This is a genomic window from Pseudomonas sp. Marseille-Q7302 (assembly GCF_965111925.1).
In genome coordinates this window covers 1,865,228-1,880,357 of the sequence record NZ_CBCOPK010000001.1, presented here as the reverse complement: position 1 = coordinate 1,880,357, position 15,130 = coordinate 1,865,228, and the positions used below count along the sequence as shown (strand labels likewise).

At 66.6% G+C, this 15,130-nt stretch carries 15 protein-coding genes; 8 read left to right on the top strand and 7 right to left on the bottom strand.

Annotation, left to right across the window (positions count from 1 at the left end; translation table 11 throughout):
• The first annotated feature begins 45 nt into the window (after positions 1 to 45).
• From ACWPW1_RS08690 to ACWPW1_RS08680, 3 genes are all read left to right on the top strand, one after another.
• The gene (locus ACWPW1_RS08690; RefSeq protein ID WP_323148646.1) at positions 46 to 954 is read left to right on the top strand and encodes a LysR family transcriptional regulator; all 909 of its coding nucleotides are present in this window, start codon (positions 46 to 48) and stop codon (positions 952 to 954) included.
• A gap of 106 nt (positions 955 to 1,060) precedes the next feature.
• On the top strand, positions 1,061 to 1,432 hold the full coding sequence (locus ACWPW1_RS08685; RefSeq protein WP_454252792.1) for a YkgJ family cysteine cluster protein: 372 nt from the start codon (positions 1,061 to 1,063) through the stop codon (positions 1,430 to 1,432).
• 424 nt (positions 1,433 to 1,856) lie between these two features.
• Complete coding sequence (locus tag ACWPW1_RS08680; RefSeq protein ID WP_007159052.1) at positions 1,857 to 2,129, top strand: HU family DNA-binding protein; 273 nt, start codon at positions 1,857 to 1,859, stop codon at positions 2,127 to 2,129.
• A gap of 94 nt (positions 2,130 to 2,223) precedes the next feature.
• On the opposite strand, the gene ACWPW1_RS08675 is transcribed toward ACWPW1_RS08680, so the two are convergent.
• From ACWPW1_RS08675 to lpxO, 4 genes are all read right to left on the bottom strand, one after another.
• Entirely contained in the window at positions 2,224 to 5,298 is a 3,075-nt protein-coding gene (locus ACWPW1_RS08675) for an error-prone DNA polymerase (RefSeq protein WP_454253909.1), read from the bottom strand.
• Positions 5,295 to 6,704 (bottom strand): Y-family DNA polymerase, encoded by a 1,410-nt coding sequence (locus ACWPW1_RS08670; protein ID WP_271654425.1) that lies wholly within the window; start codon positions 6,702 to 6,704, stop codon positions 5,295 to 5,297. Before ACWPW1_RS08670 ends, ACWPW1_RS08675 begins: the two co-directional genes overlap by 4 nt.
• A gap of 7 nt (positions 6,705 to 6,711) precedes the next feature.
• Positions 6,712 to 7,326: a translesion DNA synthesis-associated protein ImuA gene (imuA, locus tag ACWPW1_RS08665; RefSeq protein ID WP_454252791.1), complete on the bottom strand. Its 615-nt coding sequence runs from the start codon at positions 7,324 to 7,326 to the stop codon at positions 6,712 to 6,714.
• A gap of 122 nt (positions 7,327 to 7,448) precedes the next feature.
• Entirely contained in the window at positions 7,449 to 8,348 is a 900-nt protein-coding gene (gene lpxO, locus ACWPW1_RS08660; RefSeq protein WP_059314334.1) for a lipid A hydroxylase LpxO, read from the bottom strand.
• A 167-nt stretch (positions 8,349 to 8,515) separates the two neighbouring features.
• On the opposite strand from lpxO, the gene ACWPW1_RS08655 reads away from it, so the two are divergent.
• From ACWPW1_RS08655 to ACWPW1_RS08640, 4 genes are all read left to right on the top strand, one after another.
• Positions 8,516 to 9,001 carry a DUF4124 domain-containing protein gene (locus tag ACWPW1_RS08655; protein WP_434776252.1) on the top strand — a complete coding sequence of 162 codons (486 nt, stop codon included), beginning with the start codon at positions 8,516 to 8,518 and terminating at the stop codon, positions 8,999 to 9,001.
• Positions 9,002 to 9,248: 247 nt separating this feature from the next.
• A complete protein-coding gene (locus ACWPW1_RS08650) occupies positions 9,249 to 9,413 on the top strand; it encodes a helix-turn-helix domain-containing protein (RefSeq protein WP_082696301.1) in 165 nt (54 codons plus the stop codon).
• A 54-nt stretch (positions 9,414 to 9,467) separates the two neighbouring features.
• The gene (locus tag ACWPW1_RS08645; RefSeq protein ID WP_454252790.1) at positions 9,468 to 9,932 is read left to right on the top strand and encodes a MarR family winged helix-turn-helix transcriptional regulator; all 465 of its coding nucleotides are present in this window, start codon (positions 9,468 to 9,470) and stop codon (positions 9,930 to 9,932) included.
• Between the two features lie 191 nt (positions 9,933 to 10,123).
• Complete coding sequence (locus ACWPW1_RS08640) at positions 10,124 to 10,846, top strand: IclR family transcriptional regulator (protein ID WP_454252789.1); 723 nt, start codon at positions 10,124 to 10,126, stop codon at positions 10,844 to 10,846.
• Here the strand turns inward: ACWPW1_RS08640 and ACWPW1_RS08635 are convergent.
• From ACWPW1_RS08635 to ACWPW1_RS08625, 3 genes are all read right to left on the bottom strand, one after another.
• Entirely contained in the window at positions 10,827 to 11,759 is a 933-nt protein-coding gene (locus tag ACWPW1_RS08635) for an amidohydrolase family protein (protein ID WP_454252788.1), read from the bottom strand. The genes ACWPW1_RS08640 and ACWPW1_RS08635 overlap by 20 nt on opposite strands.
• A gap of 51 nt (positions 11,760 to 11,810) precedes the next feature.
• The gene (locus tag ACWPW1_RS08630; RefSeq protein WP_454252787.1) at positions 11,811 to 13,142 is read right to left on the bottom strand and encodes an MFS transporter; all 1,332 of its coding nucleotides are present in this window, start codon (positions 13,140 to 13,142) and stop codon (positions 11,811 to 11,813) included.
• A gap of 73 nt (positions 13,143 to 13,215) precedes the next feature.
• A complete protein-coding gene (locus tag ACWPW1_RS08625) occupies positions 13,216 to 14,193 on the bottom strand; it encodes a hydroxyacid dehydrogenase (RefSeq protein WP_454252786.1) in 978 nt (325 codons plus the stop codon).
• A 212-nt stretch (positions 14,194 to 14,405) separates the two neighbouring features.
• On the opposite strand from ACWPW1_RS08625, the gene ACWPW1_RS08620 reads away from it, so the two are divergent.
• On the top strand, positions 14,406 to 15,080 hold the full coding sequence (locus tag ACWPW1_RS08620; RefSeq protein WP_313649221.1) for an RraA family protein: 675 nt from the start codon (positions 14,406 to 14,408) through the stop codon (positions 15,078 to 15,080).
• The last annotated feature ends 50 nt before the right edge of the window (positions 15,081 to 15,130 follow it).

Below are 15,130 nucleotides of genomic sequence, written 5' to 3'. Positions count from 1 at the left end.
AAGGCGCACCCTGGGAATGAACTGTGCACGTATTGGAAACAATCTTTGGATACGTTGAGATCCCTGCAGGCCTTCATCAAGATCGTCGAACTGGGCAGCCTGACAGCCGCGGCCGAGCGTCTGGAGCTGTCTCGCTCGGCGCTCACCAAGCACCTGGCCGCCCTGGAACGGCACTACGGCACCCGCCTGTTGCAACGTACCACCCGTACCCTGAGCCTGACCGAGGCCGGTCGTACACTCTATGAAGGGCTCGTGCCGCTGCTGGGCGATCTGGACGTGCTGGAGCAGCGCCTGCAGGAGGGCCACGAGCGCCCTCGCGGACGGCTCAGGGTCAGTGCCCCCCTCACCTTCGGTGTGCGCCACCTAGCGCCCCTGGTGAGCAGCTTCCTGCATGAGTACCCGGACGTCTCCATCGACCTGGAGCTGAGTGATCGGCAGGTGCGCCTGGTCGAGGAAGGTTTCGATCTGGCCGTGCGCATCGGCGAGTTGAGTGACTCGAGCCTGGTGGCACAGCCGCTGGGGGCGGTGGAATTGTTCATCTGCGCCGCGCCCGCCTATCTGCAGCGCCATGGGCGTCCTGAGCATCCCGCCGAATTGCGCCAGCATCGCTGCCTGCTCTACAGCTACGCCAGCGATGGCGACGACTGGGAATTCCAGCGGGAGGGAGAGCGTCTGCAGGTCAAGGTCAGCGGGCATCTGCGCGCCAACAATGGCAGTGTCCTGCACCAGGCGGCGCTGGACGGCCACGGCATCATTCGCCAGCCGGATTTCCTGGTAAGTGCCGACTTGGCGACAGGTCGGCTGGAGCGCTTGTTCACCCCCTGGCATACCCAGGCCATCGCCATCCACGCCCTCTATCCTCATCGGCGACTGGTACCGGCCAAGGTACGGCTGTTCATCGCCTGGCTGCAGCGACATCTGGTCACACCCGGACACCTGAAAAGACTGCCGTAGGTCGCCGCCGAACGGTCGTTGCGGGGGGCTTCGCAGCTTGCTGGGGCTTGCCTAGAATCCGCGTCTGTCCCGCCGGCGCTGCCGGTTTCTGCGATGGCGTTCGTCCATGTCGACCGAGAATCCCTGCCTCAGCTGTGGCGCTTGCTGCGCCCATTTCCGCGTGTCTTTCTATTGGGGCGAATGCCAGTCGGCAGGCGGCCTGGTACCCGACTACCTGACCGTCGCGGTCAGCCCCCATCTGGCGGCCATGCAGGGCACCGAGCAGAAGCCGGTACGCTGCGTGGCGCTGCTGGGCGAGGTGGGCTGCGGTACCCGCTGTACCGTCTACGAGAACCGCTCTAGCACCTGCCGCGAGTTCACCGCCGCCTGGGAGAACGGCGAAGCCAATCCCCACTGCGATGCTGCCCGCGCCGCCTATGGTCTACCACCTCTTACGCCACCGCTGCAGCCCCAGCTTTCTCCTGACCGGGTAGCCTAGGCGCTGTACCAAAACCAGCAGCGCTGGGTGATGCTTCGCTGCAAAACCGCTGGGCGCCAGCGCGGTAAGGGTGGCCCCGTCGCCGTGCTCATTCACCATGCGTGAACCTCGCTTGCGCAGCGTTTTCGCCTCGCCTCACCCTCGCTCGCGACTTTTCGTTCAGCGCCTGGAGGAAACCAAACGGCCATCGGCGCTGCCCAAAAAGGCGACGGCTGGGCTGTGAAGCGTGGAAAATGCAGTGCGGATCAGGTTTTCACGCCCCTGCCAGATCGAATACCCTATCGTTCTTTCGCCCGCTATGCGTATCCTGTAGCGCCGAACAACAAGGCTGCTTCAACCGGCCACGTAGAGGCTCACAAAGGCTCTACGCAAGGCAAAGCTGCCGCTATACTGCCTGGCCAATACTCACACATGGAGTTTTTACATGAATAAAGCTGAGCTGATCGACGCCATTGCCGCGTCTGCCGACCTGCCCAAGGCCACCGCTGCCAAAGCCCTGGACGCCTTCACCACTGCGGTGACCGACGCCCTGAAGCAAGGCGACAGCGTCAGCCTGGTCGGTTTCGGAACTTTCGCAGTAAAAGAGCGCGCTGCTCGCGAAGGCCGCAACCCGCAGACCGGTGCCACCATCAAGATCGCCGCTGCCAAGCTGCCCGGCTTCAAGCCCGGCAAAGGCCTGAAAGACGCCGTCAGCTAAGACTGCGTTGGTCGATTCTTGTCTTCCGGGCGCTCAAGAGCGCTTCGGAAGACAGTCCTCCGCTTCACCCCTCCCGCTCTACCCTCTCCTCGCCCTAGTGAAAATCCCGACTCGACACCATGAGTTCGTCGAGCAGTGGACTCAGGTCGGTCAAGCGACCGGCGATCAGGTGCTGTACCCCCGCCTCGCGCTCCAGATGCCCCTCGACCTGTAGCAGCCGAGCCTGCAACAGCGGTCGTCGCTGCTGCTCGCCCACCGCGCGCCAGACCACCACATTGAGCATGCCGTGCTCGTCTTCCAGGGTCACGAAGATCACCCCGCTGGCGGTGCCAGGTCGCTGCCGTCCGCGCACCAGGCCTGCTACCCGCACCAGGGTGCCTGGCTCGATCTCGGCCAGTTGGCGAAAATCCCGGCAACGCCGCGCCTGGAGTTCGCCCCTGAGCAGGGACAGCGGATGCGGACCCAGGGTGGTACCCAGCATGCGATAGTCGGCGTGGACCTCTTCGGCGACACTGGGCGCGGGCAAGACCGGGCGCTCCTCGGCGGCGCTGCCGGCCGCCTCGAACAGCGGCAGCTGGCGCTCCACCCCGGCCATGGCCCAGCGCGCCTGATGGCGATCGCCGGCGAGCTCCGCCAGGGCGCCAGCCTCGGCCAGTTGCCCGCGCGCCCGGGCATCCAGCTCTGCCCGCCGGCAGAGATCCTCGACATCGCGGAAAGGCTGCGTGCCTCGTGCGGCCACCAGACGCCGGCCGACCGCTTCCGCCAGCCCCTGCACCAGTCGCAAGCCCAGGCGGATCGCCGGCTGATGGCCAGCGCCCGCCTCCAGCCGGCAGTCCCAGTCGCTGGCCTGCACGGTCACGGCGCGCACCTCGATACCATGGCGCCGGGCGTCCTGAAGGACCTGGTCGGGGCTGTAGAACCCCATGGGCCAGCTGTTGACCAGGGCACAGGCGAAGGCCGCCGGTTCATGGCACTTGAGCCAGGAGCTGGCATAGGTCAGCAGGGCGAAGCTGGCGGCATGGGATTCGGGAAAACCGTAGCTGCCAAAGCCCTTGATCTGTTCGAAGAGCCGCGCGGCGAATGCCGGGCTATAGCCGCGCTCGACCATGCGCCTGTGCAGCCGCTCACGGTGGGGTTCGAGGCCACCATGACGCTTCCAGGCCGCCATGGACCGCCGCAGCTGATCGGCCTCGCCTGGGGTGTATTCGGCGGCGACCATGGCGATCTGCATCACCTGCTCCTGGAACAGCGGCACCCCCAGGGTACGTTCCAGAGCCGGGCGTAGCTCGTCATGGGGATAGTCCGCCTCTTCCTCTCCATTCCGGCGGCGCAGGTAGGGATGCACCATGTCGCCCTGGATGGGGCCGGGCCGCACAATGGCCACCTCGATCACCAGGTCGTAGAGGGTCTGAGGCCTGAGGCGCGGCAGCATGGCCATCTGGGCGCGGGATTCGATCTGAAACACCCCCACCGTATCGGCACGGGAGATCATGGCGTAGGTAGGCCCATCCTCCTGGGGCAGGCTGGCCAGGGTCCAGCGCTGGTCGCGCCAGTCGGCGACCAGGTCAAAGCAGCGGCGCAGGGCGCTGAGCATGCCCAGGGCGAGGATGTCGACCTTGAGCAGGCCCACGGCATCGAGGTCGTCCTTGTCCCACTGGATCAGGGTGCGCTCGGGCATGACGGCATTCTCGACCGGCACCAGCGTCGCCAGGGGAGCCTGGGAGATGACGAAGCCGCCGGGGTGCTGGGAGAGATGCCGGGGAAACCCGATCAGCTGACCAGCGAGGATGAGCACCCGCTGCAGCAGCGGGCTGTCCGGGTCGAAACCCGCTTCGCGCAGGCGCTGCGGGCCCGGGATCTCGTCGGTCCAGCGCCCGGCGCAGCCGGACAGGGCATCGAGCTGGTCACCCGGCAGGCCCAGGGCCTTGCCGACATCGCGCAGGGCGCCGGCGGCGTGATAGGTACTGACCACCGCGGTAAGCGCGGCTCGCTCGCGACTATAGCGGCGAAAGACGTACTGGATGACCTCTTCGCGTCGCTCGTGCTCGAAGTCGACGTCGATGTCGGGCGGCTCGTCGCGCTCGCGGGAGATGAAGCGCTCGAACAGCAGATGGCCGGTGAGCGGATTCAGCTCGGTGATCCCCAGCACGTAGCAGACCACCGAGTTGGCCGCCGAACCACGGCCCTGGCAGAGGATGTGCTGGCGGCGGGCGTAGTCGACGATGTCGTGCACGGTAAGAAAGTAGTTCTCGTAGCCCTTCTCGGCGATCAGCGCCAGCTCCAGCGCTACCTGCTGGGTGACCCTGTCTGGCGGCCCTTCCGGCCAGCGCCAGGCCAGGCCGCGACGGGTCAGTTCGGCGAGCCAGGAATGGGCCGTTTCGCCAGCGGGTACCACCTCATGGGGGTAGTGGTAGCGCAACTCACCCAGGTCGAAGCGGCAGCGGGTGGCGATCTTCAGGGTTTCGCCGCGCAGGGCTTCAGGATAGAGGCCTTCCAACACCGCCAGCGGCCGCAGATGGCGCTCGCCATTGGGGTGCAACCGGTAACCGGCCTGGGCCACCGGCAGATGATGGCGGATGGCGGTGAGCACATCCTGCAGAGCGCGTCGCCCCCGGGTGTGCATGTGCACGTCACCGCAGGCCACCCCAGGCAGATCCAGCTGCGTACCCAGCGCCTGCAGCTGGGCGAGCCGGGCGGCATCGTCGGCCTGGCGCAGCAACTCGACGCCTATCCACAGCCGCTTGGCGAAGACCTGCTTGAGCCAGGCGCCCTCCTCGACCAGGGGCTCGCTGCCCGGCAACCAGATGGCCAGCAGGCCGGGCAAGGATTGCTGCAGATCCGCGCGACCTAGCTGGTAGCGCCCCTTGGGGGCACGGCGGCGCGCCCGGGTGATCAGGGCGCAGAGACTTGCATAGCCCTGGAGATCCTCCACCAGCAGCACCAGGCGCAGGCCGTCGTCCAGGGTCATCTCGCTGCCGACGACGAGGGGCAGCCCGACCTGGCGCGCCGCCTGCCAGGCCCGGACGATGCCGCTCAGGGTGCATTCGTCGGTAATGGCCAGCGCCCCGTAGCCCAGCGCCTTGGCCCGCTCGAACAATTCGAGGGCACTGGAGGCACCGCGCTGGAAACTGAAATTCGACAGGCAGTGCAACTCGGCATAGCCGCTCATGCGAACCAGCCCTGGATCCACCAGGGCGCCTCTTCGCCATAGCGTCGGAAGGCCCAGGCCTGGCGTCCGTCGGCCACCTCGATGCGGTAGTAGTCACGGCGCTGGTCGCCGCCGTCCCACCAGCCACTTTCGATGCGTTCAGGACCGGCCAGGACCCGTCTTGGCTGACCGTCGAGAGGGCGCGGTTCGTGCAGCAGCCAGCCCGGACGCAGGCCAGGCAAGGCGGTTTCCGGGCGCCGTTCGTGACGCCAGACCAGGGCCCGCTCGGGGCGGTGATCCGCCTGAATGCCAAGGCCGAGCACCGCCTCCTCGCCCAGCCGCGCGCGCAGGCGCTCGCGCAGTACCTCCCACCCCACGGCCTGATCCGGTCGCTCGTCGAACAGCCCGTGGCGCTCGGGTACGAAAAGCGGCAACTCCTCACTTTCCAGACGCAGCGCCAGGACCGGCGCCACCACCTGCAGTTGTTCGAGACGGCCACGGGCGAATTCGAACAGCAGGGCTGCATCCCGCTCGGGCGCCAGCAGGCCGATGGTGAGGGTGCTGGCCGGGCCCTGGCGATGCTCCAGCCACAGGAGGAAACGCTGCACGCCGCGGTCGCGACTGGCCAGCCAGGCGGCCAGGTCGGCGGTGAGGCGGCGCAGCGGGAACAGCAGCGCCTGGTGGGACTCCACCTCGAAGTTGAGTTCCACCCGCGCCACGAAGCGATCGGGCGGCCGATAGAACTCCAGCGCCAGGCTGCGACTGCCGCACAGCAGATCCAGCTGCTGCAGGAGCTCGGGCGCGAAACGCCGGGCCAGGGCAGCCCTGGGCAGGGCCTTGAGCTGCTCCAGGCGGCGGATGCCCATGCGTACCAGTGCCTGGGCCTGCTGGGGGGCGAAACCGGCCCGCTCCACGGGCAGGCGGTCGAGCAGGTGCGGCAGATCTTCGGGGGACGCGACCAGACCATCGGCGACATTGGTCAGCATCCGCGCCGCCACCGGGTTGGGCGCCAGGGCCAGTCGATGACGAAAGCCCAGGGCCTCGAGTTCCTGCCGTAGGCGCCGCTCAAGACGCGGCCAGGGTCCCAGCAGCGGCAGGCTGGACTGCACCTCCAGCAACAGCGCCCGGGGATAGTGGCGGCTGACCTGGGAGCTGAAGCCATAACCCCAGGCCGCCAGCAACGCTTCGGCCGTCTCGATGAGCGCCGGATCGTGCTCCTGCTGCTCGAAGTCGCGGGTCAGTGCCTGGGCAGCGGCCAGGGTCAGGCCGGGACGCAGCCCCAGGGCCCGCGCAGCCGGATTGACGGCTTGCAGCAGGCGTCGGTGTGGCGGTCCGGCCAGCAGCACCAGCGGCTGCTCCGGCTGCGGATGGCGGCGCAGCACGGCATCCAGTGCCAGCTGCGGAAAGAGGATGCAGGCCCAGCGCATGGCCTGCTCAAGCGCCGCCGGCCAGGCTGAGAGAACCGGGCTGACCACCCCGGCATTTGCGGATGTGGACCCGTTCGAGAGGCGCCTTGAGTTCCAGGCGCAAGGCCGCTGGCGAGGGATTGTCCAGGGCGGCGGCCGGGCGCAGGGCAAAGGCCAGGGTACGACCGCTCTCGGCGGCGACCTGCAACCGGCGCAACTGGCGATCATCGGCCCGCTCGGGCCAGCAGAGCACCGCGCCGAAGCATCCCGAACGCAGGCACTGTTCGGCGGCCCAGAGCACCTCGGCGCCCTGGGCGCGGATCACCACCAGGGATTCCAGCACCACGCCGGCCGCCTGCCAGGCCAAGGGATAGGGCAACAGCGGCGGGCCGATCAGGGCGATGCGTTCGGCGGCCTGGCTCAGACGGGCCAGGGTCGGCCAGAGCAGGCGCAACTCACCGTGGCCAGGCCCGGCGAGCAGCAATTCGGTAAGGGCCGCTTCGGGCCACCCTGCCCCGGGCAGATGGGCATCGAGGGCCGCGACGCCGGTGGGCTGCCGGCTACGCCGGGCCTCGGGACTGGTCTGCCCCTTCCAGAGCCGCCGCTCCTCGAACAGCCGGGCCAGGCTGGCGCCGCCGCTCATGCCGCCAGACCTGCAGGGGTGTTGTCCATGGCTATCGCCTCTATCTGTATATTTATACAGTATTAGAGGCGATTCGCGTCGGGGTCAAGTCGAACCGCTGTCTTGGCTGACGAAGGCGACCGTCAGATCCAGATGACCACGCCGATCAGCGCCGCCAACAGCAGCCACTGTTCGAGGTAGTAGCGGAAGCGGTTGCGCTTTTTCAGCGCCTTGCCGCGCTGGCGGATGCGATAGAGATGCCGGAAGGCGCGGTTGAGGCCGCCGGTTCTGTCGCTGGCGTCATTGGGCGAGGCCGCGGAGGCCAGCAGGGTGCCGCTGACCCAGCGGTTGAAGGCGCCGGCCCAGCGATAGCGCAGGGGCCGCTCGATGTCGCAGAACAGGATGATGCGATCCTGCTCGGTGGTGTTCTCGGCGTAGTGGATGAAGGTTTCGTCGAACACCACCGCCTGGCCATCGCGCCAGTGATAGCGCTGGCCGTCCACCTCGATGAAGCAGCGCGGATCGTTGGGCGTGTTCAAGCCCAGGTGATAGCGCAGGGAGCCACCGTAGGGATCCCGATGGCGCACCAGCCGCGAACCGGGCGGCAGCTCGGCGAACATGGCGGCCTTGACCGTGCCGATGCCCCGCAGCAGTTCGGTGGTCTGCGGGCACAGCTGCATGGCGGAAGGATGGCTGTCGCCGTACCACTTCAGATAGAAGCGCTTCCAGCCGCTCTTGAAGAAGGAGTTGAAGCCGGCATCGTTGTGCTCGGCGGCTTTCTTGATCTGGCCGGCGCGCAGCAGGTCCAGGGCCTCGTCGCGGATAAGCTGCCAGTTGTCCTGCAGCACCTGGAGTTCGGGAAAGCGCTCCACCGGGTGATAGGGCTGATTGGGTACCCGCGACGTCAGGAACATGAAGGTGTTCAGCGGTGCCAGCACCGTCGAATGATCACTGAGCTGACGCAGGAAGCGATGGCGCACCCGACCGCGGAAGTGCACATACAAAACGCAGAGAAAAAAACCGCCGATAACGAACCACTTCACGCGCCGCTGTCCTGGAAAGAATGTTTCAGGATGTTATACGCTCACAGCAGACCAGGCCTAGCCTTTAAGGTCTGACGATTAGCCGCAGGCTTATTCTCGATACTGGGAGCCGTCGCGGTCATCTTGTATCCTGCAGGTGACACTTCGAGTGCCCGGAGGGCCTCATCATGCGTTCGCTGCTCTATGGCCTGCTGTTCGCCAGTGGCGTCGTGGCCGCTCAGGATGTCTACAAATGCGTGGATGCCCAGGGCCGGACGACCTATACCCAGGGCGCTTGCCCGACCAATAGTCAGATCACCACCATTCCGCTGCAGAGTCTGCCCGACAGCAACGGCTTCACCCCTCCGCCCAAACCCGCCACGCCTCCGCCGGCCGCCGCGCCGCGCGAAGTCACCGTGGTACCGGCGCCGACCTCCACCCGCCAGCGCCCGGTCGATGACATCACCGTGGTTGGTGGCTCGTCCTCTTCCTCCAGCTTTCGGCAGGAAACCCAGGTACGCGGATCAGGCATCCTCTATCAGCCGGTACCGGTCTACATCGACCGCCGTCCGCGTGACGAGAGCTGGCATATGGTGCCCCACCCTCAGGCCCAGCAGCCCCAGCCGCCGGCGCCTACGCCGCCACCGAACCGGGGCATCCCGATCGATCGCTAGCGCTAGCGCTTGTGCAGGAAGTTGACGACGAACTTGCGCCCTTCGGTGCGGTTCTGGCCTGTTCGAATTGATTGTCGGCGACTACATTTTCCCCGGCGATGTACGCGAACTGCAGAACCCATGGAGCACGGGTGGGCGTTAGCGCCCCTAACGAATTTAACGACCTCCCCCTGCTTCACGGTGAGCCGCTACCGACCGATCTCGTGGAAGCGTTGGCAGAGCGTCACTTTGGCTGGAGCGCCTCGGCGTGGATGACGAACGCTCGTTGCATCTGGGTCAGCTCGAAGCCGAGCTGCTGGACGAAGCCCTGGTGCGCAGCCGCGGCAATGTGGCCGCCGCCGCGCGGCTGCTTGGCCTGAGCCGCGCCCAGTTCGCCTATCGCCATCGACGCGCGAGACGGGATCTGGACTAGAATGCCCCCTCGATACCCTCCTCTCGCCATCTCCGACGGAAGCCCCTCCCGCCGATGAGTTCCCTCGACGACACCACGCCCCTAGACCCTGCCACCACCCCCTGGCTGGACACCGCCGTAGGCTATGCCCTGCGCCGCGCCCAGATGAAGATGTTCCAGCACCTGGTGGACAGCCTGGCGAGCTACGACCTGCGCCCTGCCCAGTTCACCGCCCTGGTGATCCTCGAACAGGAGCCGGGCCTGATGCAGGCCGACCTGGCCCGGCGCCTGGCCATCGAGCCGCCGCAACTGGTCCTGCTGCTGAACAAGCTGGAACGCCAGGGCCTGGCCGCCCGGGTGCGCGATACTCAGGACCGCCGCGCCTACGCCCTGCACCTTACCGACCAGGGTCGCGCCCTGGTCGGTGAACTCAAGGACCGCGCCGCCGCCAGCGACCGCGCCGCCACCGCCCAGTTGGACGATACCGAACGGGCCGAGCTGTTGCGCCTGCTGCGCAAGCTCAATGGGGAGTTGGGCTGAAGGGCTGACGGTTGATAGCGGTGTTCCGTGCTGGGCTTCGCTGCGCTCAGCCGCAACCTACGAAAGCCAACCTACGCTCGAATACACCCTCTCCCTCAGGGAGAGAGCTGGGGTGAGGGCCAAGCAAACCCTAGGCGCTTCTGGCTCGCTCGCGGATAATGCGCTTCCCGCCCGCTCAGGAGACATCCAGGTTGAACACCCCTCGTCCACGCCCGGAGGTTGCCGGCGTCGCCTCCGCCGACCGCGTCCTGACCGTGCTCACCGCCTTTCGTATCGGCGATTCGGCCCTGAGCCTGGCCGAGCTCACCACCCGCACCGAGCTGATCAAGAGCACCATCATGCGCCTGCTGGTCTCGCTGGAGACCTTTGGCCTGGTCACGCGCCTCGCCGATGGCCGCTACATGCTGGCCAGCGAAGTGGTGAGGCTGAATGCCATCTACCAGGACGCCCACGACGTGGAGCGCCACATCATGCCGCGCCTGCACCAGCTGACCGAAGAGAGTGGCGAGACCGCTTCCTTCTATGTGCGCCACGGCGCCTATCGACTCTGCCAGTACCGGGTGAATTCGCCACATCGCCTGCGCCTGCACCTGCAGCCCGGCGACATGCGCCCCATGGACGAAGCGGCCAGCGCCCAGGCCCTGCAGACCTCCCATGAGGTCGCCAAGGCCGGTCTGACGCCCTACTACTCCTGTGGTGTCACCGATCCCCATGCCGCGTCCCTGGCGCTGCCGATCTATGGTGCCCAGGAAGAACTGCTCGGCGCCCTGGTCATCTCCGGCCCGGCCAATCGCCTCACCCAGGAACGCGCTCGCGCCTTGCATGGGGTACTGGGTGCCACCGCCGACGAACTGACCCGCAGCCTGGGCGGCAAGCCGCTGTACGGCTCAACGGTCAAAAGCCGTACAGACTGACCGGGTTGTCACGCAGGATGGCGGTACGCGTCTGGTCATCGGGGGCCCACTCGGCCAGCAGGTCGAAGATGTGTCCGTCGTCCGGTTTGTTGCTGGCCGGCATCGTGGGGTGCGGCCAGTCGCTGCCCCACAGCAGCCGTTCGGGATGGCGCCGCACCAGCTCCCGCGCCACGGCGCCGACGTCAGCATAGTCCGGCGGACCACTGCGCGATCTGATGTAGGGCCCCGACAGCTTCACCCAGGTACGGCCGCCGTCCAACAGCCGACCCAGCACGGCGAAGGCCGCCGAGTTCACCCCTTCCGGCTGGGGCACATGACCCAGGTGGTCGATCACCAGTCGCGCCGGCAGGCGTTGCAGGCGGCTTTCGAGTTCCACCAGCTGGTTGCCAGGAGCGACCACCTGGACGTTCCAGCCCCATTCGTTCACCCGTGCGGCCAGGTGCTCAAGATCCGCCAGATCGGCGCCGCCATAGCTGAGATTGAAGCGGATACCGCGCACCCCGGCCTGATGCAACTTCTGCAGTTCGGTATCCGTGATGGTCCGGTCGATGACCGCCACACCCCGGGCCTGCCCTCCGCAGCGCGCCAGGCCATCGAGCAGGCAACCATTGTTGGTGCCATAGGTGGACGGCGTGACGATCACCAGGCGTTGCAGCCCCAGCAGCGCCTGCAACTGGCGGTAGTCGTCCAGGGAGGCATTGGGCGGTAGCAACTTGGCGCCTGGCGCGGCCGGATAGCGGTCGTCGTAGAGGTGCATGTGGCAGTCGACACTGCCAGCCGGAGCCTTGAGCGTTGGTGCTGTCTGGATACCGGAAAAGGGCGTGGCGGCCTGGGCGCCGAGGGTATTGAACAGGCACAGGGCGGCACTTGCCTGGGCGCTCGCATGCAGGAAGCGCCGACGCGTGAAAGTCATGATGGAGTCCTCGTGAGGCTGCCGGCCCGAGCGGACCGGCAGCGGTCGCCACTAGCTGGCGTTAGCGGTTGCGGCCTGGGCTTCGGCCTTGGCGCGGGCGGCCTTACGCCCCATGACCAGCACCAGCAGGCCGCTGATGGCGCACAGGGTGGCCAGCGGCAGCACGGCCAGCGCATGGCTGTGGGTAGCGCCGTGGATGGCACCATAGACGTTGACCATCACGCCGCCGCCGATCAGGTTGGCCAGGGCGCCGATGGCGGCCAGACCCGCCGCGGCGGTGGAAGACGACAACCAGCCCGACGCGAGTGCCCAGAACGGCCCCTTCATCGAGTAGGCACCGATCAGCACTAGGCTCAACAGGATCACCGTGGCCGCCAGGGACGAGGTGAACATACCCAGCAGGAGGCCCACGGCGATCAGCAGCATGGTGAGCGAGGTGTGCCAGCGACGTTCGCCGGTCCGATCCGAGCTGCGGCCCCAGAGGACCATCGCCACGGAGGCCAGGCCATAGGGAATGGCATTGGTGAGGCCGACCTCCAGATTGGACAGGCCAAAGGACTTGAGCAATTGCGGCGCCCAGACGCTCATGGTGCTGCCGGCCGCCGAGGCGCCCGAGTAGATCAGCGCCATTACCCAGATGTCCTTGTGCTTGAGCAGCTGCCACAGGGATATATGACCGATGCTGGTCTTGCGCCCGCGCTCCTCGGCCAGCTTGAGCGTCAGCCAGTTGCGTTGCTCATCGCTCAGCCACCTGGCCTGCTCCGGGCGATCGGTCAGTACGAACAGGCAGGCGATACCCAGCAGCGCGGCGGGGATACCTTCGAGGATGAACAGCCAGTGCCAGCCGCGCATGCCCAGCCAGCCGTCCATGCTCAGCAGCAGTCCGGAAAGCGGTGAGCCGAGGAAGTTGGCGCCTGGTATCGCCACCATGAAGATAGCGACCATCCGCGCTCTATAGTTGGAGGGTAGCCAGTAGGTGAGGTACAGCAGCACCCCGGGAAAGAAGCCCGCTTCCGCGGCGCCGAGCAGGAAGCGCATCACGTACAGCGAGTTGGCCCCCTGCACGAAGGCGGTACCGGCCGAGATCAGACCCCAGGTGATCATGATCCGGGCGATCCAGATCCGCGCGCCGAAGCGTTGCAGGGCCAGGTTGCTCGGCACCTCCACCAGGAAATAGGAAAAGAAGAACAGGCTGCTGGCAAAGCCGAAGATCGCAGGGGTTAGGCCCAGGTCCTTGTTCATCTGCAGCGAGGCCATGCCGATGTTGCCGCGATCGATGATGGCGATCAGGTAACAGACGATCAGGAACGGCAGGATGCGCCAGGCGACGCGACGCATCGTCGTGCGTTCCAGCTCGCTGATCGGGGGCGTTGAGGTAGTCATGAGAGCTCTCCGTCTTATTGTTGTGGAGAAAGACGCGGCAGCCGGGCTGCAGGCTGCCGCGTCGCAGCCGGGTCTAGGCGGCCGTCAGGTGGCGGTTGACCACCGCGCGTGACTCCACCGTCTTGCCGTGCCAGCAATCGAGAATCTGCTGCACCGCCACCAGGCCGACGCGGTCGCGCGCCTCGGTGGTGTTGGCGCCGACGTGGGGCGTGGCCACCAGGTTGGCGAGTCCCCACAGGTCGCTGTCAGCCGGCGGCGGTTCGGGATGGAAGGTGTCCAGGCCGGCGCCACCGATCTGACCTTCGCGCAGCGCCGTCACCAGGGCCTGGGTATCGATCAGCTCGCCACGGGCGGTGTTGATCAGCAGGCTGCCCGGACGCATGCGGGCGAACTGAGCGGTGCTGAACAGGTGGCGGTTGGCTTCGGTCAGAGGGCAATGCAGGCTGATGACGTCGCACTCGGCCAACAGGTTGTCGAAGCTCTCTTCACGCTGCACATGATCGCGCGCGGGCAGGTTCTTGAGATAGGGATCATAAACGCGGACCTGCATCCGCAGCGGTGCCACCAGGTCCATCAGCACGCTGCCGATGGCACCCAGCCCCACCAGGCCCAGGGTCTTGCCGAAGAGTTCAGTGCCGTTGGCCTGGGCCTTGTCCCAGTGCCCGGCGCGCATCCGCGCATCCAGCCAGGCGGTCTGTCGCGCCACGCTGAACATCAGGGCGAAGGCGTGTTCGGCCACCGACTGGGCATTGGCGCCCAGGGCGATGGTGACCGGAATCCCCCGGTCGGCCGCGGCCTGCAGGTCGATGGTGTCGTAGCCCACGCCGTGCTTGGCGATGATCGCCAGCCTGGCCGACGCCTCGATCAGGGCGCGGGTCAGCTTGCCCTGGCGCACGATGATGGCGTCCGGCTGCTCCTGGCGGATCAGGGCGAGCAGGTCGTCATGGGGCATGTAGGGCTCGGTCGGGATGACCTGAACGTCGTGGGCGGCGGCCAGGGCCATGGCTTCGGGAGCCAATGCCGGACCGGTGAGCAGAATCTTGCGGGTCATCGAGGTACCCCTTGTTGTTATGGACGGGCACAGCGCCTAGGGCGAGCGATCTGATTCAGAACCTATCATAATGAAACGCCATTGCAAATTTTATTGAAGCGCTCGCTAAATCGGTCGACCAAGGGACTTGAATCCATTAAAACGAAATGCAATTCTGAATTTAGCCAGCTAACACGTGGCGGCATCCGACAATCCCTACAAGAGAAATGCCCATGACCATCGGCTTCAGAGTGCTCAATGCCCAACGCAAGGTCGCGGCCGACTGGGTCGCGCGTTACCGCGATATCCCGGTCGCCAACGTCAGCGACTCCATGCACCGCATGACCGCCGGCGGTTCGCGGCTGCGCCCCATGCACCGCCAGGGCGTGCTAGCCGGCCCGGCGCTGACCGTCAAGGCGCGCCCGGGCGACAACCTCATGCTGCATTACGCCCTGGACATCGCCGAACCGGGTGACGTCATCGTGGTGGATGCCGGCGGCGATCTGAGCAACGCTCTGATCGGCGAGATGATGGTGGCCTACGCGATCAAGCGCGGCGTGGCCGGCATCGTCATCAACGGCGCCATCCGCGATGCCGCCAACATCGGCGCCGGTGACTTCCCGCTGTTCGCCGCCGGCGTCTCCCACCGCGGTCCGTACAAGGACGGCCCCGGCGAGATCAACGTGCCCATCGCCATCGATGGCATGGTCATCGAGCCGGGTGACCTGGTGATCGGTGATGACGACGGTCTGCTCTGCGTGCCCTATGACCACGTCGCCGAGGTCTATGACCGCGCCGCCGCCAAGCACGCCGCCGAAGAAAAGCAGATGCAGCAGATCGCCGAAGGCAAGAACGACCGCAGCTGGGTACTGGCGGCGCTCAAGGAAAAGGGCTGTGCCCTACCCTAGCCCGCGCTCAGACATGAAAAAGGCAGCCAAGGGCTGCCTTTTTCATGTCT

What these genes read in the sequence shown, in the direction of transcription:
- ACWPW1_RS08685 (WP_454252792.1), top strand. Translation starts at nt 1,061, where the DNA reads ATGTCGACCGAGAATCCCTGCCTCAGCTGTGGCGCTTGCTGCGCCCAT.
- ACWPW1_RS08680 (WP_007159052.1), top strand. Translation starts at nt 1,857, where the DNA reads ATGAATAAAGCTGAGCTGATCGACGCCATTGCCGCGTCTGCCGACCTG.
- ACWPW1_RS08675 (WP_454253909.1), bottom strand. Translation starts at nt 5,298, where the DNA reads ATGAGCGGCTATGCCGAGTTGCACTGCCTGTCGAATTTCAGTTTCCAG.
- ACWPW1_RS08670 (WP_271654425.1), bottom strand. Translation starts at nt 6,704, where the DNA reads ATGCGCTGGGCCTGCATCCTCTTTCCGCAGCTGGCACTGGATGCCGTG.
- imuA (WP_454252791.1), bottom strand. Translation starts at nt 7,326, where the DNA reads ATGAGCGGCGGCGCCAGCCTGGCCCGGCTGTTCGAGGAGCGGCGGCTC.
- ACWPW1_RS08655 (WP_434776252.1), top strand. Translation starts at nt 8,516, where the DNA reads ATGCGTTCGCTGCTCTATGGCCTGCTGTTCGCCAGTGGCGTCGTGGCC.
- ACWPW1_RS08645 (WP_454252790.1), top strand. Translation starts at nt 9,468, where the DNA reads ATGAGTTCCCTCGACGACACCACGCCCCTAGACCCTGCCACCACCCCC.
- ACWPW1_RS08635 (WP_454252788.1), bottom strand. Translation starts at nt 11,759, where the DNA reads ATGACTTTCACGCGTCGGCGCTTCCTGCATGCGAGCGCCCAGGCAAGT.
- ACWPW1_RS08630 (WP_454252787.1), bottom strand. Translation starts at nt 13,142, where the DNA reads ATGACTACCTCAACGCCCCCGATCAGCGAGCTGGAACGCACGACGATG.
- ACWPW1_RS08625 (WP_454252786.1), bottom strand. Translation starts at nt 14,193, where the DNA reads ATGACCCGCAAGATTCTGCTCACCGGTCCGGCATTGGCTCCCGAAGCC.
- ACWPW1_RS08620 (WP_313649221.1), top strand. Translation starts at nt 14,406, where the DNA reads ATGACCATCGGCTTCAGAGTGCTCAATGCCCAACGCAAGGTCGCGGCC.